Source organism: Streptomyces sp. AB3(2024) (assembly GCF_041862025.1).
Taxonomy (GTDB): domain Bacteria; phylum Actinomycetota; class Actinomycetes; order Streptomycetales; family Streptomycetaceae; genus Streptomyces.
This window is the reverse complement of sequence record NZ_JBGWAB010000040.1, coordinates 37,038-57,488: the sequence shown is the minus strand read 5'-3', so window position 1 is coordinate 57,488 and position 20,451 is coordinate 37,038. Positions and strand designations below refer to the sequence as shown.

The 20,451-nt window shown below is 71.0% G+C and carries 22 protein-coding genes, 1 other RNA gene and 1 pseudogene; 11 read left to right on the top strand and 13 right to left on the bottom strand.

The features are described from left to right. Together ACEPPI_RS18100 and ACEPPI_RS18095 are read left to right on the top strand one after the other, a co-directional pair. Positions 1–834, top strand: a pseudogene (locus tag ACEPPI_RS18100) (serine/threonine protein kinase); the annotation flags it as partial. A gap of 158 nt (positions 835–992) precedes the next feature. Next, positions 993–2,246 carry a serine/threonine-protein kinase gene (locus ACEPPI_RS18095; protein ID WP_373916251.1) on the top strand — a complete coding sequence of 418 codons (1,254 nt, stop codon included), beginning with the start codon at positions 993–995 and terminating at the stop codon, positions 2,244–2,246. Positions 2,247–2,318: 72 nt separating this feature from the next. Here ACEPPI_RS18095 and ACEPPI_RS18090 read toward each other — a convergent pair whose 3' ends face one another. Next, positions 2,319–3,374, bottom strand: coding sequence for an isopenicillin N synthase family dioxygenase (locus ACEPPI_RS18090; protein ID WP_373916250.1), 1,056 nt, complete (start codon positions 3,372–3,374; stop codon positions 2,319–2,321). A 315-nt stretch (positions 3,375–3,689) separates the two neighbouring features. On the opposite strand from ACEPPI_RS18090, the gene prfB reads away from it, so the two are divergent. Next, complete coding sequence (prfB, locus tag ACEPPI_RS18085; RefSeq protein WP_373916249.1) at positions 3,690–4,799, top strand: peptide chain release factor 2; 1,110 nt, start codon at positions 3,690–3,692, stop codon at positions 4,797–4,799. An 88-nt stretch (positions 4,800–4,887) separates the two neighbouring features. Here prfB and ACEPPI_RS18080 read toward each other — a convergent pair whose 3' ends face one another. Then, entirely contained in the window at positions 4,888–5,076 is a 189-nt protein-coding gene (locus ACEPPI_RS18080; protein WP_030240481.1) for a hypothetical protein, read from the bottom strand. 222 nt (positions 5,077–5,298) lie between these two features. Between ACEPPI_RS18080 and ftsE the strand changes: the two genes are divergently transcribed. The 5 genes from ftsE to ssrA all read left to right on the top strand — a co-directional run bounded on the left by ftsE (position 5,299) and on the right by ssrA (position 9,192). Then, positions 5,299–5,988, top strand: a complete 690-nt coding sequence (ftsE, locus tag ACEPPI_RS18075) for a cell division ATP-binding protein FtsE (protein ID WP_030240478.1) — start codon at positions 5,299–5,301, stop codon at positions 5,986–5,988. Between the two features lie 16 nt (positions 5,989–6,004). Continuing rightward, positions 6,005–6,964: a permease-like cell division protein FtsX gene (ftsX, locus tag ACEPPI_RS18070; RefSeq protein ID WP_373916248.1), complete on the top strand. Its 960-nt coding sequence runs from the start codon at positions 6,005–6,007 to the stop codon at positions 6,962–6,964. Between the two features lie 67 nt (positions 6,965–7,031). After that, the gene (locus tag ACEPPI_RS18065; RefSeq protein ID WP_373916247.1) at positions 7,032–8,216 is read left to right on the top strand and encodes a S41 family peptidase; all 1,185 of its coding nucleotides are present in this window, start codon (positions 7,032–7,034) and stop codon (positions 8,214–8,216) included. 18 nt (positions 8,217–8,234) lie between these two features. Further along, the gene (gene smpB / locus ACEPPI_RS18060) at positions 8,235–8,720 is read left to right on the top strand and encodes an SsrA-binding protein SmpB (RefSeq protein ID WP_266839332.1); all 486 of its coding nucleotides are present in this window, start codon (positions 8,235–8,237) and stop codon (positions 8,718–8,720) included. 83 nt (positions 8,721–8,803) lie between these two features. Continuing rightward, positions 8,804–9,192, top strand: a transfer-messenger RNA (tmRNA) gene (gene ssrA / locus ACEPPI_RS18055). Positions 9,193–9,336: 144 nt separating this feature from the next. Here the strand turns inward: ssrA and ACEPPI_RS18050 are convergent. From ACEPPI_RS18050 to ACEPPI_RS18020, 7 genes are all read right to left on the bottom strand, one after another. Next, on the bottom strand, positions 9,337–9,888 hold the full coding sequence (locus tag ACEPPI_RS18050) for a GNAT family N-acetyltransferase (protein ID WP_373916246.1): 552 nt from the start codon (positions 9,886–9,888) through the stop codon (positions 9,337–9,339). Further along, complete coding sequence (locus ACEPPI_RS18045; RefSeq protein ID WP_373916244.1) at positions 9,885–10,517, bottom strand: lasso peptide biosynthesis B2 protein; 633 nt, start codon at positions 10,515–10,517, stop codon at positions 9,885–9,887. Before ACEPPI_RS18045 ends, ACEPPI_RS18050 begins: the two co-directional genes overlap by 4 nt. Continuing rightward, the gene (locus ACEPPI_RS18040; protein ID WP_373916243.1) at positions 10,514–12,184 is read right to left on the bottom strand and encodes an albusnodin/ikarugamycin family macrolactam cyclase; all 1,671 of its coding nucleotides are present in this window, start codon (positions 12,182–12,184) and stop codon (positions 10,514–10,516) included. The genes ACEPPI_RS18045 and ACEPPI_RS18040 overlap by 4 nt, the downstream gene beginning before the upstream one ends. A 302-nt stretch (positions 12,185–12,486) precedes the next feature. Then, the gene (locus ACEPPI_RS18035) at positions 12,487–12,624 is read right to left on the bottom strand and encodes an albusnodin family lasso peptide (RefSeq protein WP_373916242.1); all 138 of its coding nucleotides are present in this window, start codon (positions 12,622–12,624) and stop codon (positions 12,487–12,489) included. A gap of 403 nt (positions 12,625–13,027) precedes the next feature. Then, the gene (locus tag ACEPPI_RS18030; protein ID WP_373916241.1) at positions 13,028–13,873 is read right to left on the bottom strand and encodes a helix-turn-helix domain-containing protein; all 846 of its coding nucleotides are present in this window, start codon (positions 13,871–13,873) and stop codon (positions 13,028–13,030) included. Between the two features lie 29 nt (positions 13,874–13,902). After that, positions 13,903–14,436 (bottom strand): DUF6879 family protein, encoded by a 534-nt coding sequence (locus ACEPPI_RS18025; protein ID WP_373916240.1) that lies wholly within the window; start codon positions 14,434–14,436, stop codon positions 13,903–13,905. Beyond that, complete coding sequence (locus tag ACEPPI_RS18020; protein ID WP_373916252.1) at positions 14,402–14,650, bottom strand: hypothetical protein; 249 nt, start codon at positions 14,648–14,650, stop codon at positions 14,402–14,404. The genes ACEPPI_RS18025 and ACEPPI_RS18020 overlap by 35 nt, the downstream gene beginning before the upstream one ends. 229 nt (positions 14,651–14,879) lie before the next feature. Between ACEPPI_RS18020 and ACEPPI_RS18015 the strand changes: the two genes are divergently transcribed. Then, on the top strand, positions 14,880–15,518 hold the full coding sequence (locus ACEPPI_RS18015) for a hypothetical protein (RefSeq protein WP_373916239.1): 639 nt from the start codon (positions 14,880–14,882) through the stop codon (positions 15,516–15,518). A gap of 194 nt (positions 15,519–15,712) precedes the next feature. On the opposite strand, the gene ACEPPI_RS18010 is transcribed toward ACEPPI_RS18015, so the two are convergent. The 4 genes from ACEPPI_RS18010 to ACEPPI_RS17995 form a co-directional block, all read right to left on the bottom strand. Continuing rightward, positions 15,713–15,976 (bottom strand): Txe/YoeB family addiction module toxin, encoded by a 264-nt coding sequence (locus ACEPPI_RS18010; protein WP_373916238.1) that lies wholly within the window; start codon positions 15,974–15,976, stop codon positions 15,713–15,715. Further along, positions 15,973–16,245: a type II toxin-antitoxin system Phd/YefM family antitoxin gene (locus ACEPPI_RS18005; RefSeq protein ID WP_373916236.1), complete on the bottom strand. Its 273-nt coding sequence runs from the start codon at positions 16,243–16,245 to the stop codon at positions 15,973–15,975. The genes ACEPPI_RS18010 and ACEPPI_RS18005 overlap by 4 nt, the downstream gene beginning before the upstream one ends. A gap of 100 nt (positions 16,246–16,345) precedes the next feature. Next, a complete protein-coding gene (locus tag ACEPPI_RS18000; RefSeq protein WP_373916235.1) occupies positions 16,346–16,492 on the bottom strand; it encodes a hypothetical protein in 147 nt (48 codons plus the stop codon). Positions 16,493–16,536: 44 nt separating this feature from the next. Further along, complete coding sequence (locus ACEPPI_RS17995) at positions 16,537–17,823, bottom strand: MFS transporter (protein ID WP_373916234.1); 1,287 nt, start codon at positions 17,821–17,823, stop codon at positions 16,537–16,539. 97 nt (positions 17,824–17,920) lie between these two features. On the opposite strand from ACEPPI_RS17995, the gene ACEPPI_RS17990 reads away from it, so the two are divergent. Continuing rightward, positions 17,921–18,889: a LysR family transcriptional regulator gene (locus ACEPPI_RS17990; protein WP_373916233.1), complete on the top strand. Its 969-nt coding sequence runs from the start codon at positions 17,921–17,923 to the stop codon at positions 18,887–18,889. A gap of 97 nt (positions 18,890–18,986) precedes the next feature. Further along, positions 18,987–20,375 (top strand): nitrate/nitrite transporter, encoded by a 1,389-nt coding sequence (locus ACEPPI_RS17985; RefSeq protein WP_373916232.1) that lies wholly within the window; start codon positions 18,987–18,989, stop codon positions 20,373–20,375. Positions 20,376–20,451 lie beyond the last annotated feature (76 nt).

Below are 20,451 nucleotides of genomic sequence, written 5' to 3'. Positions count from 1 at the left end.
GGGGCCGGCGCCGCGCAGCCGGGCGCGTACGACCCGAACGCCATGACCAGCGTGGTGCCCCCGAACGGCGGCAGCGACGCCACCACCGTGCTGCCCAGCACCGGCGCCCCGGGCGCGCCCGGCGGCGCCCCGGACCCGACCTCCGTCATGCCCCCCGTGCAGCGGCCCGACAGCCCGCACCCGTGGGAGTCGCAGATGCGGGCCGCCCGGGACCGCAACGAGCAGACGCAGATGCACTACCTCGACCCGAGCGAGGACCCGCTGCGCCGCCGCCCCCAGCGGCAGGCCCCGCCGCCCCCGCAGCACCAGCCCCGGCCGCCGCAGCAGCAGTACCCGCAGCAGCCTCCGCAGCAGCAGCCGCCCCAGTACCGCCCGGCACCTTCGCCGCAGCAGTACCAGCAGCCGCAGCAATATCAGCAGCCGCAGTACCAGCAGCCCCAGCAGCAGTACCAGCCCCAGCAGTACCAGCAGCCGCAGCAGCCCCAATACCAGCCGCCGCAGCCGCCTCCGCAGCAGCAGCGGCCCCAGGCGCAGGCCCGGCCGCAGGCACCCCAGCAGCAGCGGCCCCCGCGCGAGCCTCGTGAACCGCGCGAGCCCCGCCGCCGCAGCGCCAACCCGGTCCGTATCCCCGGCCTCGGCTGCCTCAAGGGCTGCCTGGTCATGATCCTGCTGCTGTTCATCGGCGGCTGGCTGGTCTGGGAGCTCACCCCGCTCCAGGAATGGGTCGGCACCGGCAAGAACTGGTGGGACCAGGTGTGGAGCTGGGGCAGCGACGCCGTCGACTTCGTCACCTCGATCGGGGACTCGGTGGGCGGCGGCGGTGGCACTCCCTGACACCCCCCGGAAGGCTCCCGTAGCGCCGACTTCGTGGATTTGTCGACATCCAGGACGTGATTTCGCCCCCAGAAGTGAAGGTCGCCGCGATCCGGAGCCTCCAACCCCCATTCGGCCGCGTAGCTTTGTCGCGTACTCCAGCCGCTGAGGGAGCAGTCGTGGCACGGAAGATCGGCAGCCGGTACACCGCGCACCAGATCCTGGGGCGGGGCAGCGCGGGCACGGTGTGGCTCGGCGAGGGGCCCGACGGGCCCGTCGCCGTCAAACTGCTGCGCGAGGACCTCGCCTCCGACCAGGAACTGGTCGGACGCTTCGTCCAGGAGCGCAGTGCGCTGCTCGGGCTGGAGCACCCCCACGTCGTGTCCGTCCGCGACCTCGTCGTCGACGGCAACGACCTCGCCCTGGTCATGGACCTCGTCCGCGGCACGGACCTGCGCACGCGCCTCGACCGCGAGCGGCGGCTCGCCCCCGAGGCGGCCGTGGCCATCGTCGCCGACGTCGCCGACGCCCTCGCCGCCGCCCACGCGGCCGGGGTCGTCCACCGGGACGTCAAACCGGAGAACGTCCTCCTCGACATGCAGGGCCCCCTCGGGCCGGGCGGCGCCCACCCCGCGCTGCTCACCGACTTCGGCGTGGCCAAGCTCATCGACTCCCCCCGGCGGGCCACCGGGGGCCGGGCCACCGCGCCGACCACCCGGATCATCGGGACGCCGGACTACCTCGCGCCGGAGATAGTGGAAGGCCTGCCCCCGCGGGCGGCCGTCGACATATACGCCCTGGCCACCGTGCTGTACGAGCTGCTCGCCGGGTTCACCCCCTTCGGCGGGGGCCATCCGGGCGCGGTGCTGCGCCGGCACGTGACCGAGACGGTGGTGCCGCTGCCGGGGATCCCCGACGAGCTGTGGCAGCTCATGGTCCAGTGCCTGGCCAAGGCCCCCGCCTCGCGGCTGCGGGCCTCGGAGCTGTCCGTCCGGCTGCGGGAGCTGCTGCCGCTGCTGGCCGGGATGCCGCCGCTGGACGTGGACGAGCCGGACGACGCGGAAGCGGAGCCGGAGCCCTCGGAGGAACCGGCGGCCGACCCCGTACGCCGGCGGGGCGTGGTCCCGCTGGTACCGGGTTCCGCGACGGACTCCAACCGGGACACCCACACCTCCATGCGCGTGCCGGCCCCCGACGAGCTGGCCGGCGGCGCCCTGGGCACCGCCCGCGTCCCGCGTCCGGCCGGCGGCCACCGCCCGGGCTCAGCCCGGCACCGGGCCGAGGCCGCGCGCAAGCGGCGCCTGGTGCTCTCGGCGTCGGCGCTGGCGCTGGCCGCCGCGGTGGGCGTGGGGAGCTGGCTCGCGGTGTCGGGCGGCGAGGACCCCGCACCGCCGAAGCAGGACGGCAAGCACTCCGCCCCGGCACCCCGCTAGGGCCGCCCCGGCACGCCGCCGGCTCCGTCCCGGCCCTCGCCGGCCCCGTCCGGGGCCCGGCCGCCGGGTGGGCTACGCGGTGGCGAGTTCCGGGTGCCAGCGCCGGGCGACCTCCGGATGCGCGCGGACCCAGCCCTTGAGCTCGTTGCGCCCGTACTCCGCGTGCAGCGGGTTCGAGGCGTCCTGGGCGATGCCCGGCGCCCCGCGCAGGTAGTCCCCGGGGACGGTCTCCACGACCGCGTCCAGCCGGGGGTTGTAGAAGAACGGCACCGAGTACCGCTCCACCGCGCCCGGCGGGCTGACCACCCGGTGGTCGGTGGCCCGCAGGTACCCCTCGGTGGCGATCTCCAGCAGCTCGCCCAGGTTGACGACGAAGGCCCCCGGCAGTGGCGGGATGTCGACGTACGCACCGTCCCGGACCACCTGGAGCCCGCCCACCGAGTCCTGCAGGAGCAGCGTCAGGAACCCGTAGTCCTTGTGCGCGCCCACCCCCTGGTCGGCGCCCGACGGGGCGGACCCGGGGTAGCGGATCAGCTTCGTGTGCAGGTGGGGGCGGTCCGCGAAGGCCGCGTCGAAGAAGTCGGCGGGGGCGCCGATCGAGGCGAGCAGCTCCCGGAGCAGCCGGTGCGCCACCGCCGCCAGCCGCGTCTGCCAGTCCAGGACCACCTCCCGCAGCTCCGGCAGCGCCGCCGGCCACTGGTTGGGACCCTCCAGCCACAGGTACGCCGGGTCGTCCGGCCCCAGCACCGGAGCCGGCCGCTCCGCGCCGACGTCGAGCTGGTCGCGCCAGTCGGAGGAGCCGCCCGTCAGCTCGTGCCCGATCCGGGTGTAGCCCCGGAAGTGCGGGGAGTTCAGATTGCTCACCGCGAGCCGGTCCGCCTCAGGCAGCGCGAAGAACGCCCTGGTCAGCTCCAGGATCCGGGCGGTTTCGGACTCGCCTATGCCGTGCCCCGTCAGGTACAGGAAGCCGGTGTCCCGGGCGGCGGCGTGCAACTGCTTGAGGAAGTCGGCCCGCTCGGCCGGGTCGTCCGCCCGGGAGAGGTCGATGACCGCGAGCGACGACGAGGAAGAGGGGGAGGCGGGGAGCGTGGCGGAAGAAGAAGAGGAGGAGGGATGCGCGGACGGCATGACGGCTCCGTTTCGGATGTCACGGGGTCCTGTGCCCCAGAGATGGCGGGGCAGCGGATGGCAACGCGCCGCCGGCAGGGATGGCGCCGGGGCGGCGGGGCCGCGTACAGGACCGAAGTCGGATCGGGGTGGATCAGGCTCGTGCGAGGTCCGGCGGCAGACAGCTCGTGGTGGTGACACGCATGTGGTCCACATGGCGGCGCTTCACGAGGAGAACGGTCATACGGTGAGGGTACGCCCGTACCCACCCCTCTCCGTACGGGTTGATCCGGCCTGGCCGGAGAGTGCCGTCCGGGGACCGGCTACGCTGGACCCGTGGCAGTCGTCGATGTTTCCGAAGAGCTGAAGTCCCTCTCCTCGACCATGGGGTCGATCGAGGCCGTCCTGGACCTCGACAAGCTGAGGGCAGATATCGCCGTGCTCGAGGAGCAGGCCGCCGCGCCGTCCCTGTGGGACGACCCGGAAGCCGCCCAGAAGATCACGAGCAAGCTTTCGCACCTCCAGGCGGAGGTCCGCAAGACCGAGTCCCTGCGCGGCCGCATCGACGACCTCGCGGTGCTGTTCGAGCTCGCCCAGGAGATGGACGACGCGGACACCCTCGCCGAGGCCGAGACCGAGCTCGTCTCCGTCCGCAAGGCGCTGGACGAGATGGAGGTCCGCACCCTGCTCTCCGGCGAGTACGCCGAGCGCGAGGCGCTGGTCAACATCCGCGCCGAGGCCGGCGGCGTCGACGCCTCCGACTTCGCCGAGCGCCTCCAGCGCATGTACCTGCGCTGGGCCGAGCGGCACGGCTACTCCACCGAGATCTACGAGACCTCGTACGCGGAAGAGGCCGGCATCAAGTCGACCACCTTCGTCGTCAAGGCCCCGTACGCCTACGGCACCCTCTCCGTCGAGCAGGGCACCCACCGCCTCGTGCGCATCTCGCCCTTCGACAACCAGGGCCGCCGCCAGACCTCCTTCGCGGGCGTCGAGGTCCTCCCGGTCGTCGAGACCAGCGACCACGTCGAGATCGACGAGGCCGAGCTGCGCGTGGACGTGTACCGCGCCTCCGGCCCCGGCGGCCAGGGCGTCAACACGACCGACTCGGCCGTGCGCATCACGCACCTCCCGACCGGCATCGTCGTCTCCTGCCAGAACGAGCGTTCGCAGATCCAGAACAAGGCGAGCGCGATGAACGTCCTCCAGGCCAAGCTGCTGGAGCGGCGCCGCCAGGAGGAGAAGGACAAGATGGACGCCCTCAAGGACGGCGGCAGCTCCTGGGGCAACCAGATGCGCTCCTACGTCCTGCACCCGTACCAGATGGTCAAGGACCTGCGCACGGAGTTCGAGGTCGGCAACCCGCAGGCGGTCCTCGACGGCGAGATCGACGGCTTCCTGGAGGCCGGCATCCGCTGGCGCAAGCAGCAGGAGCAGAGCGCGTAACGCGTGACGCCCGGAACGAGCGAAGGGCCCGGACACCCTCAGGTGTCCGGGCCCTTCGTCCTTACGTGTGATCGGGACGCGGCGTCGGCTACGCGGTCCGAGCCACCAACGCCAGTGCCGCCACCAGCGCCACCAGAAGCGCGATGAGCGTCACCGGATTCAGCCCGGCGAAGGGACCCTCCTGCTGGAGGCGCTCCCGGTTCGCCCGGCACACAGGGCATCGGCCCTGGCTCACGGGTGCCGCGCAGTTCGCGCACACGAGCCGGTCATATGTCATGCGCTCCTCCTCTCGTCCCCTTCGTTAACGGCGTGGGGACCGAGTCCGTTCCCCCTACCACTGTGCCAGCTCCGCCGACATTCGGCGCGGCCCGTCCTGGCAATCGCGAAACCGCACCGCCGAGAGCCGGGATATATCGGGCAAGTGTGGATGCCGGGTCCACACCTCGCGCCCGGTCGCGTATGGTCACGCACACCTACTCCCGGCGACCGTGGTGCACCCGTGATCCGATTCGACAACGTCTCCAAGTCCTACCCGAAGCAGAACCGTCCCGCACTCAGAGACGTCTCCCTGGACATCGCCAAGGGCGAGTTCGTCTTCCTGGTCGGCTCCTCCGGCTCCGGCAAGTCCACGTTCCTGCGGCTGGTCCTGCGCGAGGAACGGGCGAGCCACGGTCAGGTGCACGTCCTGGGCAAGGACCTCGCGAAGCTCTCCAACTGGAAGGTCCCGCACATGCGGCGCCAGCTGGGGACCGTTTTCCAGGACTTCCGTCTCCTGCCCAACAAGACGGTGGCCGAGAACGTCGCCTTCGCGCAGGAGGTGATCGGCAAACCGCGCGGCGAGATCCGCAAGGCCGTCCCGCAGGTGCTGGAGCTGGTCGGCCTCGGCGGCAAGGAAGGGCGGATGCCGGGTGAGCTCTCCGGCGGTGAGCAGCAGCGCGTCGCCATCGCCCGCGCCTTCGTCAACCGGCCCGCCCTGCTGATCGCGGACGAGCCGACGGGCAACCTCGACCCGCAGACCTCGGTCGGGATCATGAAGCTGCTGGACCGGATCAACCGGACCGGCACCACCGTGATCATGGCGACGCACGACCAGCAGATCGTCGACCAGATGCGCAAGCGCGTCATCGAACTCGAACAGGGCCGACTCGTGCGCGACCAGTCGCGCGGCGTCTACGGCTACCAGCACTGAAAGGTCCCCAGACGCCATGCGCGCCCAGTTCGTCATGTCGGAGATCGGCGTCGGCCTCCGCCGCAATCTCACCATGACCTTCGCGGTCATCATCTCCGTGGCCCTGTCGCTGGCCCTCTTCGGGGGCTCCCTCCTCATGCGCGACCAGGTCAGCGCGATGAAGGGGTTCTGGTACGACAAGGTCAACGTCACCGTCTACCTCTGCACCAAGAACGACGCCATCGACGCGGCCGGAGCCCCCGCCGCCGGGGCGCCCGCCGCGGGCGGCGGCAAGCCCTGCTCCAAGGGGGCCGTGACCCCCGAGCAGAAGCAGGGCATCGAGACCGAGCTCAAGAAGATGGCCCTCGTCCAGACGGTCATGTACGAGTCCTCGGACGAGGCCTACAAGCACTACAAGGAACGCTTCGGGCACACGGCGCTCGCCTCGGTGGTCACCCCGGACCAGATGCCCGACTCCTTCCGGGTCAAGCTGCGCAACCCGGAGAAGTACGCGGTGATCACCTCGGCCTTCGCGGGCCGCGACGGGGTCCAGTCGGTCGCCGACCAGAGCAGCGAGCTCGACAACCTCTTCGCCCTGCTCGGCACCCTCAACTGGGCGGCGCTCGGCATCATGCTGATCATGCTGATCGTGGCCCTGCTGCTGATCGTCAACACGGTGCGCGTCTCGGCGTTCAGCCGTCGGCGGGAGACCGGCATCATGCGCCTGGTGGGCGCCTCCGGCTTCTACATCCAGGTGCCGTTCATCATGGAGGCGGCCGTGGCCGGCCTCATCGGCGCGGGCCTCGCCTGCGGCATGCTCGGCGCGGGCCAGTACTTCGTCATCGACCACGGCATCGCGCTCCGCGACAAGCTCCAGCTGATCAACTTCATCGGCTGGGACGCGGTCCTCACCAAGCTCCCCCTGGTCCTGGTGATCGGCCTCCTGATGCCCTCCCTCGCGGCGTTCGTGGCGTTGCGCAAGTATCTGAAAGTGTGATGAGCGCCCCGCTCCCGGTCCGGCCAACCAGCCGTACCGCGGCGGGGCTTGTCCTAGACTCGGCGCCATGCCGGGTCTGCCCGCTCTCTGTCTCCGGCCCCGCGACCTGCGTCGCGGGGCCGTTCTGACGTTGCTCTTCCTCGCCTCCGTGGGTGCCGGGGCGGGCACCGGCTCCTGGGCGCCGAAGGAAACGGAGGACGCCCGGCCGCTCGCCCTCACCGGTACTCCCTTACCCGTCCCGCGCCAGAGCGGGACCGCGGACCGGGAGGCCGTCGCGCGCGCCGCCGCCGAGGCCGTCGCCGAGGGCAAGTCCGGCAAGAAGGCCGCCCAGGAGGTGGTCAGCCGCAGCGGCGACCGCTGGGGCACCGTCTACGACCAGGGTGAGTACGCGGCCTTCGCCGAGGACCTCGACGGCCGCTGGACCGGGGTCGGCCTCTGGGCCGGGCGCCACCACGACGGCGTGATCGAGGTCGAACGGGTCCAGCCCGACAGCCCCGCCGCCCGGGCCGGGCTGCGCGCCGGGGACCGGCTGCTGAGCGTGGACGGCCGCGGCGTGACCGGGCTCGCCGTGGCCGAGGTGGTGGCGCTGCTGCGCGGCGAGGCCGGCACCCCGGCGGTGCTCGGCCTCAGCCGGGACGGCGCCGGCCTCACCGAGACCCTCCGGCGGGAGCGGCTGCGCGTCGACCCGGTGACCGTGCGCAGGCTCGCGGACGGCATCACCGTGATCAAGGTGGCCTCCTTCACCCGGGGTTCGGGGGAGCGGGTGCGCGAAGCCGTCCGCGCGGCCCCGCCCGGCGCCGGGGTGATGCTGGACCTGCGCGGCAACCCGGGCGGTCTGGTCACGGAGGCGGTGACGGCGGCCTCCGCGTTCCTGGACGGCGGGCTCGTGGCGACGTACGACGTACGGGGCTCCGAGCGCGCCCTGTACGCCGCCCCGGGCGGGGACACGGTCCGTCCCCTGGTGGCCCTGGTCGACGGCGGCACGATGAGCGCGGCCGAGCTGGTCACGGGCGCCCTCCAGGACCGGGGCCGGGCCGTCACCGTCGGCTCCCGCACCTTCGGCAAGGGATCGGTGCAGATGCCCACCGAGCTCCCGGACGGTTCGGTGGCGGAGCTGACGGTGGGCACGTACCGCACCCCGGCCGGCCGCAGCCTCGACGGCGGGGGCATCACCCCCGACCTGACGGCGGCGGGGGACGGCGCGGAGGAGCGGGCGCGGAAGGTATTGGGTGGCACCGGGGTGGGTCCGTAGTGCGAAAATGACCGCACTATGGCTAAGGAAAAAGGGCGCAAGCTGATCGCCCAGAACAAGAAGGCGCGGCACGACTACACGATCATCGACACCTACGAGTGCGGGATCGTGCTCACGGGCACCGAGGTCAAGTCCCTGCGCCAGGGCCGGGCCTCGCTGGTGGACGGCTTCGTGTCGGTCGAGGGCCGCGAGGTGTGGATGTACAACGTCCACGTGCCGGAGTACAGCCAGGGCACCTGGACCAACCACAGCGCGCGGCGCAAGCGCAAGCTCCTCATGCACCGGGAGGAGATCGACAAGCTGGAGCGCAAGGCGGACGAGTCGGGCCACACCGTCGTGCCGCTGGCCCTGTACTTCAAGGACGGCCGCGCGAAGGTGGAGATCGCGCTGGCGAGGGGCAAGAAGGAGTACGACAAGCGGCAGACCCTTCGGGAGAAGCAGGACACCCGCGAGACGAACCGTGCCATCTCGGCGATCCGGCGCAAGCAGCGGGGCACGGTTTAATCTTCTGGCACGCGGTGGTCCACTTCGCGTACCATGGCGTCAGCGCCTCCCGCTCGCGGGTGGTGCCGTTGAAAACAAAACATGGGGATGATCGGTTTCGACAGCGGATGTCGATGCAGGGGAAGCGAGCCGAGGAAGCGGCAATGATCTCGCTAACCACATGTCGCAAACAATAATCGCCAACTCCAAGAGCGATAACTCCCGCTTCACCCTCGCTGCCTAATAACAGTGAGCTGAAGCCTCTGTGAGGAGCGTCAGCCCGGAAGTGGTCCCGGTCCGGATCCTGGCGTCAACTAGGGATCTAAACCTCTAGCCCCGGTCACGGGGGTTGGAGGGAAATCAAACAGTGACTGAGCCCGTCGGAGACTTGTCCGTGTGATCTCCGGGGCTGAGAAAAGCGCAGCGGACTGCGCTCGGAGAAGCCCTGCTTCTGCACCGTTGGACGCGGGTTCGATTCCCGCCATCTCCACCACCCCATGTAAGCCTCTGACCTGCGAAGACACCCGCAGGTCAGAGGCTTTTTTCATGCCCTGGGGGCACGGTGGGGGCACGGTTGCCGTCTCCGGAAGCCGGCGAGGTGCTCCAGGTCACCTTCCGCGGCTCGACCGGCGGACCGCTACTTCATGGCGGACGGGCCGGAGAAGTCCTCCGGCAGTGCATCCATCAGAAGTTCATCGACCGGTTCTCCAAGCCAGAACCCCGACTTCCGCAGACGGCCGGACTGCTTGAACCCGGCCTTCTCGTACGCGGTGATCCCGGCCGTGTCGGGTTCCAGGACCTTGAGCCACACCGTGCGCAGCGCGCCGAGGTGGAAGGCCCAGTCCAGCGTCAGGCGGGTCGCCTCCTCCGCGTACCCCTTGCCCCGCTCCTCGGGCGCCACCAGGATCACGTACTCGGCCGTCCTCACGAACGTGTTCACGATGAGGGTGGTGATGCCGACCGGGGTCATGTCGTCGAGGCGGACCACCTCGAACTGCGGGTAGTTGTGGTTGCCGCGCTGGCCGGACCATCCGCCTTCGCGTACCTCCCACGCCTGCGGGAATTGGTTGCCATACCCCAGGATCGTCCCTGGGTCGTTCTCCCATCGGTGGTACTCGGGCAGCATCTCGCGGCGGGGCTGGCCGAGGCCGAGCCGGTCACCGCGCAGCAGGATCTGCGGATCGCTCACGGAGAGCTCCTCTCCGGGCCCTTGCGCTCGGGGCCCGGTCCGTCCGGGGTGTAGGTCACGACGTACAGGGAGGTGTCGGCAGGCTCCTCCACCGGCTGCCCCGCAGCATCTTCTATCCAGGCGTGCAGCCGGACCGGATCGGTCGCGACGCCGTGGCGCCACTCGGCGCGGCGCCCGGAGGCGGCCAGCAGCAGCGCCCCGGCGGCGGACTGCTCCAGGCAGGCCCAGCGTGCAGGCATGAGGCGGGAGGCCCACCGTACGGCGCGGACGGCATGACGGACCTGGGTTTCACCGGCCGGGGGCAGAGACCTGCCGATGCTCGCCAGTCGTACGAGGCGGTGGAACTTGGCTCCCTGCGGTCCCGCCGTGCCGACGACGGCCGTGGCCAGCAGGGCGGGCAGGGCCGCCAGTCGCCAGAGCAGGGGGGCGTACGGGGGCGGGGTGAGGGTCGCCTCGACCTCGATCGTGCCCCAGGACGGCGCCTCGTGCGGGTGGTGGATCACGATGGTGTCGCCGGGGAAGTCGATGTTCCAGGGAAGTGCCGGCCGCAGGTGGGTGCGCCCGGTCTCGTAGTTGACGAGGACGGCGACGGCCGGGAAGACGACGGCCACTGAGGAAGGTGCGCTCACCGGGCCACCTCGCTGACTGGAGCCCATACGGTCGGGGTGGGGGCCGCCACGGCGCCGAGCCGCATCTCCGCCGTCAGTGCGGCGAGAATCGGTGGCCAGACCGACTCGACACCGAGGGCAAGCCGGTGGATCGCTGCCCGCAGCGGTCCGGGATCGATCAGGCCCCTCTCGGCCAGTTGCCCGTCGGCGAGCGCCAGGAGGGGAGAAAGGTTCTCCCGGACTCCACGGTGGAAGTCCCCGGCGAACACCCCTTTCGTAGCCCTCGACCGGTGAGCATCCGGGAGGAGAGGTCCGATCGCGTCCACGAGCAGCGGCTTGTGTCGACGCACCGTGAACCGCTCGGCGGCGGGTACAGAGACCACGGCGTCCAGCAGGGCCCCGTCGAAGTAGGGATTGCTCAGCTCGATGCCGAGGGCAGCAGCGAGCTGAACGTCCTGATGGGTCGCGTGCGCTGCGCCGCGTACGTCGGCAAAGAGCGCGGCGTCCGCACCGTTGGGGTGGGAGGGGGCCTCGGCAGCAGGGGCCAGAAGCCAGGCCGGCCGTTCCAGCCACGGGCGGGCCAACCCTCTTGTGTCCCGGCGGAGCGCGGAGCGCAGCAGCGGCCACGGGCTGACCCTGCGCAGCTGGGCCCAGGCCATCGCATCGTGTCCCAGACGCACCATCCGGCCGCGCCGTGCCAGATCGGCGAGATGGGTCGGGGGAGCCATGAACAGGTTGTCGCCGCCGTCGCCGGTCAGGTGGCAGGTCGCCCCCTGAGCCGCGACGCTCAGCAACTGCTCGGACAGCATCGACCACAGCCCCGAGGACGGCGCTGGTTCGTCGGTCGGGGGAAGCGCCGTGGTGGTGGGGGCGAACGGGAGATGGGCTCGGCCCAGGGGAAAGTGCAGATGCTCGATCGATGGGTGGCGGAGCTGCCGGGCGTACTTCATGTCTCCACCCCAGGTCACCCCCTCGGGGTGAGCGGTCAAAGCCAGCACTCGACCGTGCTGGGCGGCGAGCACCGCCACGGTCGTGGAGTCGGTGCCCGCCAGGTCTGCCGAGACCGCGACGCCGTCGACCCGCGCCTGAACGCCATCGGCCAGCAGCTCCGACACCAGCGACACAGCTTCTTCGTACGACCGGCGCGAGGGCTGCCACCACGGCGTCACCGAGGCTGCGCCCTCCTGCGTCAACGTCATCAGGTGACCGGCCGGGACCGGTACCACCCCGGCCCACGAGCTGCGACCGGGCAGCGGGTTCTGCTTGTCCGCCAGGAACACCCCCAGCCACTCGGTATCGACCTGCCGGCCGACGAGACCGGCGAGGGCACGGGAGCTGGAGCCCCACACCGTCCCGTCCGCCGTGCTCACCCGGTAGAGCGGACAGCCCCCTGCCGGATCGGTAAGGATCTCCACCTCGTTCCGGCCCCGGCGGTGCCGGACCACGGTGTAAGAACCGGCCCACAGGCCGGCTGCGCTCGCGAGGTCCCGCGCCGACATGGCTCGCTCCAGCTCTACCCCACCGGCGCCGCACGGGCCGAGGACGGCGAGCTGGACACCGTCGCGCTGCACCGTCTTGGCCGTCCGTTCCGGGATCGGTCCGACAACCCACAGGGGCGGGTCGGACCAGACCAGGTGAGCCCCCTCAGGAACAGGCGCACCCGATGAACCTCCTCCGAACCAAAGCACGTGTTCACCCCTCCATGTAGCCGGACAGGAAGTGGGGGGGGGGGGGGGGGGGGGGGGGGGGGGGCGGGGGGGGGGGCCCCCCGGGCGCCGCCGCGGGGCGGCGGGGGTTTCTTGTTGTGGTATGTATTTTGTAACTCTGTTGTTTTTTTTTTTTTTTGTTTTGTTTTTCTCTCCCCAACCTTTTTAACGAAAACTAAAAAAATTGAGGTTTACCCCCATAGTTTGCGGGGTCCGGGGGGGGGCGCCCCCGGGCGGGGGCCCGCCACCGTGCGCTGCTCCTCAGCCGTTCAGCGGCGCGTGGCCTAGCTGTACGGCGTCTGCTTGCTCTCAACCGAGCTGGACGTGTTGCCCTTCGTGAGGGTCGCCGCGTCGCCGAGGTCGATCACCTCGGGCCGTTCCGCGACACTCTTCGGTGCCTTCTGTTCATCGGCCTGTGCCATGTCGTTCCTCCTCTCCGTCAGCCGCAGGGCTGGAACAACCCCCGCTACCTGCCGAGTGGCCGCTAGTGCGGGGGAGTCTTAGTTGCGTCGGCGGGTGCTCCCCGTCACCTGCCGCGGCTGAGTCTCGGCTCTCGTCCATGTCCGACGGCCGAGGGCTACAGGACGGGGTCGGCGTCCGGGGCGGTGGCGGCGATGTCCGGGTGGTGCAGGTCCTCAGCGACCTCTTGGTGGCCGATCAACCCGAGCAGCCATGGCATGCTCCAACTGCACCGATGCCGCGCACAGGCGAGGGCCAGAGTGGTAACGGGGTTTGTGACGCCCTCTGTGCGGGTGTTCGTCATGACAACGAAGCTACGGATCAACCAAGTTGGGCCTCAACGTTCTTGCGGAAACTTGCGCACGGTCACCCGAGGCTGTCGATGGCAGCCGTGATCAGGGAACGGGCCGACGCGCCGTAGACGGCTTGTCCGGCCAGCTCTCCGAAGGCCTTCGCGTAAAGGGAAATCTCGCCCGGCGAGGTGAGGGTGACGCGTGCGGACAGCAACTCGATGCCCACTTGGATTTCGTCGTAGATGGTGAAGCTTTCCAGCGTCCACAGCGGGCGCTCGGCTCCGGTCGGCAGAATCCCGAAGGAAACCCAGGGGAAGGTCGTGACCTCCAGGAGGCTGCCGAGTTGCTCGGCCGCAGTGGAGGCAGGGGCGATACCTGAATGGAGGACCGATTCCTCCACGAGCAGCGCGAAGCGGTGGCGACCGTCCCGGATGACGTGTGATCGGGCCACGCGTGCAGCTGCCGCTTCGTCGATGTCCGTCGCGGTCTGGTGAAAGGTGCCGTAGGCGCTCAGGACAGCCCGTGCGTAGCTCTCGGTCTGGAGCAGCCCGGGTACCACGTTGGAGCAGTACACCCGGAAGGATCGCGTTCGCTCGAAGAGGGGGACGACCTCCTCCTGGAGGTGCCGGAGGCCGGCGCGGTTCAGCCTCTTCCACTGGACGTACATGGAGTCGGCGCTGCGGGCAGCGGCGATCAGGTCAGGGGCCTGGTCGGGGGCCCCGCAGGCCTGGCACCAGGCGCGCACGTCGGCATCGGTGGGGGCTGCTTTCGCATGCTCGATGCGGGAGGTCTTCGCCGGGTGCCAGCCGCAGGCGATGGACAACTCGTGCCCGGCCAGCCCGGCGTCCAGCCGCAGGTCTCGCAGTCTGGTGGCGAGAGCGACACGAGCGGCCTGGACGCTGGACAGGGGCGAGGGCATCGATGGAGATCCGGACTTACCTGGGGCGGTCAGACCTTGTAGTCGTCGAACGGTACGGCACGCTTCCAAACCGTCTCGAACGCAGTCGCGCACAGGTCGGCTACACGCGGATCATCACACATCTCCCCGCCTGCGGAGCCCCCGTTGCCGGTGAAGTGATTCCACCGGATGACGCGGTCATCGATGAGCCAGAAGTCATTCCCGGGCAGGGCGATATCCGAAGCCTGGCGACGGGGGAGGTAGCGCAGCTGTTCCCCGGCGGCAATGTTGACCGGGGCGCCGACGTGACCGTACCGGGCGTAGTCGCTCAGTGGCTCGGACAGGATCCTCGCCCTTCGAACCTGCACCCCTCTCGCCACCGTCCGGCGGACCAGGCTGACCCAGGGGCGCCAGTAATCAGAGTCGGGGTCCGTCTCGCGCTCCCCGGTGCGAAGCCAATCCGCGAAGCCCTGGGATTCGTGTGCCACGCCGTACGCGTCGCGCATCTCCAAGTGCACGGCTGAGTGCTTGGCTGAATCGAGCAGTTCGTCAAAGCTCGGTACCGGCACGTCGTTCTGCGGCATCGCACGCCTCCCTCAAGATCGACACCATGCGGGCGGGAATCCGGATCACTGCCTCGCTGTCGGGGATCGTGCCGGTCTCCAGGCACTCGGCCCGGGTCGCCTCGTCGGCCTTCCACCCCTGCAAGACCACGTCGGCGTTGTTCTCATCCACCCATACCGTCGGACACTGGCCCGTGTCCGTGTTCGGGTCGATCCCCATGAACCGTAGCGGCATGTTCGCCTCCTGCGTCGAGCCGATTGCGAGATCTTGCGTGTAGCTCACCCAACCAGCGAGACGATGCGCGAGGCCATATCAATGCCGAAGTTGGCCGCATCCCGCTGTACCGAAGGCCTGAGGGCCACACCACTCCGCCGTGCCAGGGCGCTGGCGGCAAGGGGGGGCATGAGATCACCCGTGGGCCCTGCTGAAGTTCATCAAGGACTTGGCTCTGCGCTGGGCCTTCATGATCACTGTGTTCTACGCCCTCTTCCGCGGCCTTCCGAATGCCAAGGTCCGACGCGAGCTGGATCCCCCGGCCTGGACCCATCCGCTGCAGCGCTGGGGAAAGACGTTGATCTGGACGGCCGGTTTGGAGCGCAGGTTCCGGACGACGGCCATCCTCGTGTTGGGAGCGCACCAGTGCGGGGTCACCCACCGGGCGCAGAAGACCCCCTGGGGGCCATCGGCGGCCGACATGGTCGAAAGGACCCTGGCGAGCGCTGAGCTTGCAGTGCTGAATGCGTGGAGGCGCTGGCCGAGGCGTGCAGAGCGGTCGAAGGGGCACCGGAAGGACGCGCTGCGAAACCATGCCGGTCTGGTCGCAGCTGCGATCAGGAAGGAGGCGCTTCGTCTTGATGGGCCAGACCGAGACGAGGCCCTGGAACGGTTGGCCGACCTGCTCCTCACGATCGCGAACCGATACTCCAAGGGGCAGCTGGGCGCTCTGCTGCCGAGCGGTGACCTTCAAGAGCTGACGCCCGTTCGGCATCGCGAGGGCCGGCAAACGGTCCTGATGGTCGGCGGCGTCGTTGCCGTGACAGGACGGGGTGGCCACCGTTGCCGGAACTGCTCTCGCGGGCCTGGTCATGTGGGCCACTGGTAGGCGTCGAGGGTGGCACGAGACTGGAGAGGCATTCGATCTCTTCCGGCCGAGATGAGTGCGCCCGGAAGTATCTGCCGACGGGCGTGATCTCCGTGGCTTCGTTGCCGTCGATGCAGGCGGCGCGGTTCAGCCGGTTATCCGGGCGGCGGCCTTCGGCTTTCCCGTGCGGTCCGAGCCGGTGGGCGCGTGCGCTGTCAGTCCGCATAGTGGTAGCGGGCCTTGACGATCTTCACTTCCTTGTCGTCGGCCCGGTAGACGAGGCGGTGCTCGTCGTCGATCCGGCGGGACCAGTAGCCCGTCAGGTCGCCCTTGAGGGGTTCGGGCTTTCCGATGCCCGCGAACGGAGACCGTTGGATCTCGCCGATCAGGCGGGTGATCCGCCTGGCCATCCTGCGGTCCGCCCCGAGCCGGAACAGGAAGTCCTCCCAGGCGTCCGGGTCGAAGTGGACGCTCCTCACTCCTCACCGGCCAGGGCTTGGAGCTCCTCCATGCTCTTCGTGACGCTCGCGATCCCTTCCCTGTCCCGAGCGACGGCCTCCATCAGCCGGCGGGCGTTTGCGGGAGAGCGCAGCAGGTAGACCGTTTCCTGCCAGGAGTCGTAGTCGGCGGCCGACATGAGGACCGCGTCCCCGTTCTTGGAGCTGATGCGCACGGGCACGTGGTCGTCGTTGACGCGCTCGATGAGGGGGAACAGGGTCTTGCGTGCCTCGCTGGCGCTTATGGGCATCTGCCGCCTCCACTCGTGATGGTACGACCTTATGGTACTGGTGTTGTACCGGAATGTGGTACAGGTCCTGCTGTAGGGGCCCTGGACGGGGGCAGGCCCCTCAGCCGGGGGCGATCGAGGGGGCGTACGGCTGGGAGAGCCGCAGGGGCGAGGAGTCGGCGGCCAGGGCGGGTGCCGTCGGCACCAGACAGGAGGCGGTGACGGCCGCGACGAAGAGGGCGGCCGAGACGGAACGGGAAGCAGGCAAGGGGGGTTCCTCCGCGAAGGGAAGGTGCTGGGAAGACCCCCCGGTTATTGCGGATCGCGCGAGGCGGTCGTGAGTACCACGCGGGTACGGTCACTCGGGCGCCGAACAAAGAGGGCAGACAGGGCAGCCATGGCCGGGAGGGCGTACGCGGTCGTCGTCCCCAGGTGGTCGACGGCCAGACCGGCCGTGGCCGAGCCGACGGCGATGCCCGCCAGGATCGCGGTGACCGCAAGGGTCATGCCCTCGTTGAGGCGGCCCTCGGGCGTCAGGGCGTGCACGCGGGACATGGCCGTCACCATCACCGGGGCCGTGGCCGTCCCCGCCAGCAGCAGCGCCCCCGCCAGCAGAGGCAGCGAACCCGTGGCCGCCGCGGCCCAGGGCAGCGTCATCGCGCAGGCCAGGCCGGCCAGGCAGGCCCGCAGGCTCCGGGGCCGCAGGGTCCCGTAGAGCAGTCCGGCCGCGCAGGAGCCCGCCGCCTGGAGCGCCAGCACGGGGCCGCTCGCGGCGCCGAGCCCCCGCCCGGAGAGGTGGGCGACCGAGGTGACCTCCATCGACCCGAACACCACCCCGGTGGCGAGGAACAGGGCGAGCAGCGGGAACAGCGTGCGCACCGGAGAGGGCCCGCGGACGGACCGGCGCCCGGCCGGCGGAGGCTCCGTGGCGCGGTGCGCGGTGAAGACGAGCATGCCGGTGAGGAGCAGCACCGCCCCGGTGAGGGTGCCCGCCTCGGGGAAGGCGGAGGTGCACAGCAGGGCCGCGAGGACCGGGCCCAGCATGTAGCAGAGCTCGTCGGCCGCCTGCTCGAAGGACATCGCCGCGTGGTGCGCCTCCCGGGGCAGCAGATGGGTCCAGCGGGCCCGGGACATGCCGCCGATGTTGGGGGTCGTCGCGGTGGCCGCGTAGGAGGCGAACAGGGTCCAGGCGGGGGCTCCGGTGCGCACGCACACGACCAGGCAGAGCGATCCGAGGACCGCGATCACGGTCGCCGGCACCGCGATCCGGGCCTGGCCGTGGCGGTCGACCAGCCGGGCCGTCCACGGCGCGACCACGGCGGTGGCGGCCAGTCCGGTTGCGGTGACCGCGCCGGCGAGGGCGTACGAGCCGCGCTGTCCGGCGATCATCATGACCGCGCTGATCCCGAACATGCCCATGGGGAGGCGGGCGAGGAGGTTCCCGGCGGTGAAGCCGCGGGTGCCGGGGAGGGCGAAGAGACGGGCGTACGGGCCGCGGGAGCGGGCGGGCGAGGGGCGGGCGGGTGCGGGGGTGGAGGCGGGGGCGGCCAGGACCAGGGTGCTGCCGGTCACGGCCATCAGCGGGGTTCTCTGCGGCATGCCCCGATCCTGCGGTCGGGCCCGTGCGGCGGTCCAACACCTGTTCCGGAGCCATTCACGCACCCGTGTTGTCAATCCGCGTTGTTAGTCTCCGCGGGTGAACTCCCGTGACGTCGACCCCCGGCTGCTGCGCGGCTTCCTCGCCGTGGCCGAGGAGCTGCACTTCTCCCGCGCCGCCGCCCGGCTCTACGTCGCCCAGCAGGCCCTGAGCCGCGATGTGCGCCGCCTCGAACGGGCACTGGGCTCCGCGCTGTTCGTCCGCACGACCCGGGCGGTGGAGCTCACCCTCGACGGGGAGCGGCTGGTGCCCCACGCCCGCGAGGTGCTGCGCGCCCACGAGGAGCTGGCCGCCGCCTTCGCCGGTCCGCCCCGGGCCCTGCTCGTCGACGTGAACACCGACGGGCCCGGCACCGGCCGGCGGGTGCTGGAGCACGCCCGCGAACTCGCCCCCGGCTGCGAGCTGATGGCCCGCTTCGAGAGCGGGCTCACCCACGCCGCCGCCGAGATCGCCGCCGGCCGGCTCGACGTCTCCTTCGGGTACGCGGCCGGGCTGGCCCCCGGGCTGTGCTCCCGGCTCGCCCACCGGCCCGTCCGCTACGAACCGCTCGCCGTACTGCTGCCCGAGGACCACCCCCTGGCCGCCCGCGCCGAGGTGCCGCTGGCCGCGCTGGCCGGGGAGAGCGTGTACGCGGGCGCCGGGAACCCGCGGACCCTGGAGTGGACCGGGCTGGCCCGCGAGCTGTTCGCCGGGCGGGGCATCGCGCTGGCCCCGCCCGCGCCGGTGGCGGTGGGCAAGGAGGAGTTCGGGCGGGTGATGGCCAAGACCCGCACCCCGGTCCTGGCGACCGTCGACTTCGCAGAACTGCCCGGCTGCGTGAAACGGCCCCTGGTGGACCCCGTACCGCTGTCCCCGCTCGCCCTGGTGTGGCGCCGGGACCTGCGCCATCCCGGTCTGGACGCCCTCCAGCGGGCGGCCGACGGGCTGGCGGCCGCGCACGGCTGGCTGGAAGTACCGCCGGGCAGCTGGCTCCCGGCGGCGCTCACACCGGGCGCCGCCCCCGGGTGAGCGGGAGGTTTCCCGCCGGTCATCCGGTGGGGACCGGGGCCGAAACGGGCCGTTCCTACCGTCGTTCCCACGGACGAGACAGCCGGGGAGGCGTGTGATGACCCGTACCACCGCACCACGCGAGGGGGGCCGCTGGATCCAGCGGTGGGACCCCGAGGACGAGACGTTCTGGCGGGAATCGGGCGAGCGGATCGCCCGCCGCAACCTCCTCTACTCGGTGTTCTCCGAGCACATCGGCTTCTCCATCTGGTCCCTGTGGTCCGTGATGGTGCTCTTCATGGGCCCCGGCTACGGGATCGACCCGGCCGGCAAGTTCTTCCTCATCGCCACCGCCACCTGCGTCGGCGCCCTGGTCCGGATCCCCTACACCTTCGCCGTCGCCCGCTTCGGCGGACGCAACTGGACCGTCGTCAGCGCCCTGCTGCTGCTCGTGCCGACCGTGGCCGCGCTGGTGGGCATGGAGCCCGGCACCGCGTACGGGACCTTCCTGGCCGTGGCCGCGCTCACCGGCGTCGGCGGCGGCAACTTCGCCTCCTCGATGACCAACATCAACGCCTTCTTCCCGCTCCGCAAGAAGGGCTGGGCGCTCGGCCTCAACGCGGGCGGCGGGAACATCGGCGTCCCCGTCGTCCAGCTCGCCGCGCTGCTCGTCATCGCCACCGCCGGGGCCGGACACCCGCGCCTGCTGCTCGCCGCCTACCTCCCGCTGATCGTGGCCGCGGCCGTGCTGGCCCTCGTACGCATGGACAACCTGGCACCCGTGCGCGCCGACGCGGGCGCCGTACGGGAGGCGGCCCGCCGGCCCCACACCTGGATCATGGCCCTCCTCTACGTCGGCACCTTCGGGTCCTTCATCGGCTACGGCTTCGCCTTCGGGCTGGTCCTGCAGACCCAGTTCGGGCGCACCCCGCTCCAGGCCGCCTCGATGACCTTCCTCGGCCCGCTGCTCGGCTCCCTGTCCCGGCCGGTGGGCGGGGCGCTCGCGGACCGGTTCGGCGGGGCGCGGATCACCCTGGCCGCCTTCGTGGCGATGTCCGCGGCCACCGGGGTGGTCGTCCTGGCCTCCGTACGCGAATCCCTGCCCGTGTTCCTGGCCGGCTTCGTCGCCCTCTTCGCGCTCAGCGGGGCCGGCAACGGCTCCACCTACAAGATGATCCCGGGGATCTTCCACGCCGAGGCCCTGGCGCGGGGCCTGGAGGGCGAGGAGGCGGCCGCGTACGGGCGGCGGATCTCCGGGGCCGCCATGGGCCTGATCGGCGCCGTGGGGGCGCTCGGCGGGCTCGGCATCAACCTGGTGTTCCGCCGGGCCTTCCAGGACTCCGGCTCCGGAACGGCCGCCTTCGTCACCTTCCTCGCCTTCTACGCGGCGTGCTGCGCCGTCACCTGGGCGGTATACCTTCGCCGGCCGCGGCAGCAGGCCCCGGCCGCCCCCGGAGCCCCGGGAGCCCCCGGAACCACGGCGAAGGCGCAGCTCACCTCCGTGTGACGCACGCCCGGTGCCGGGTGCGTTACGGCACCGAAATACGGCGGAACCGAGCCTGACACGACCCCTTGACAGGCTC

Coding starts and splice junctions, on each gene's coding strand:
- ACEPPI_RS18005 (WP_373916236.1), bottom strand. CDS start 16,245: ATGCCCATAAGCGCCAGCGAGGCACGCAAGACCCTGTTCCCCCTCATC.
- ftsX (WP_373916248.1), top strand. CDS start 6,005: ATGCGCGCCCAGTTCGTCATGTCGGAGATCGGCGTCGGCCTCCGCCGC.
- ACEPPI_RS18020 (WP_373916252.1), bottom strand. CDS start 14,650: ATGCCGCTACGGTTCATGGGGATCGACCCGAACACGGACACGGGCCAG.
- ACEPPI_RS17995 (WP_373916234.1), bottom strand. CDS start 17,823: ATGCCGCAGAGAACCCCGCTGATGGCCGTGACCGGCAGCACCCTGGTC.
- ACEPPI_RS18025 (WP_373916240.1), bottom strand. CDS start 14,436: ATGCCGCAGAACGACGTGCCGGTACCGAGCTTTGACGAACTGCTCGAT.
- ACEPPI_RS18090 (WP_373916250.1), bottom strand. CDS start 3,374: ATGCCGTCCGCGCATCCCTCCTCCTCTTCTTCTTCCGCCACGCTCCCC.
- ACEPPI_RS18065 (WP_373916247.1), top strand. CDS start 7,032: ATGCCGGGTCTGCCCGCTCTCTGTCTCCGGCCCCGCGACCTGCGTCGC.
- ACEPPI_RS18030 (WP_373916241.1), bottom strand. CDS start 13,873: ATGCCCTCGCCCCTGTCCAGCGTCCAGGCCGCTCGTGTCGCTCTCGCC.
- ACEPPI_RS18015 (WP_373916239.1), top strand. CDS start 14,880: ATGATCACTGTGTTCTACGCCCTCTTCCGCGGCCTTCCGAATGCCAAG.
- smpB (WP_266839332.1), top strand. CDS start 8,235: ATGGCTAAGGAAAAAGGGCGCAAGCTGATCGCCCAGAACAAGAAGGCG.
- ACEPPI_RS18080 (WP_030240481.1), bottom strand. CDS start 5,076: ATGACATATGACCGGCTCGTGTGCGCGAACTGCGCGGCACCCGTGAGC.
- ACEPPI_RS18035 (WP_373916242.1), bottom strand. CDS start 12,624: ATGGCACAGGCCGATGAACAGAAGGCACCGAAGAGTGTCGCGGAACGG.
- ACEPPI_RS17985 (WP_373916232.1), top strand. CDS start 18,987: ATGACCCGTACCACCGCACCACGCGAGGGGGGCCGCTGGATCCAGCGG.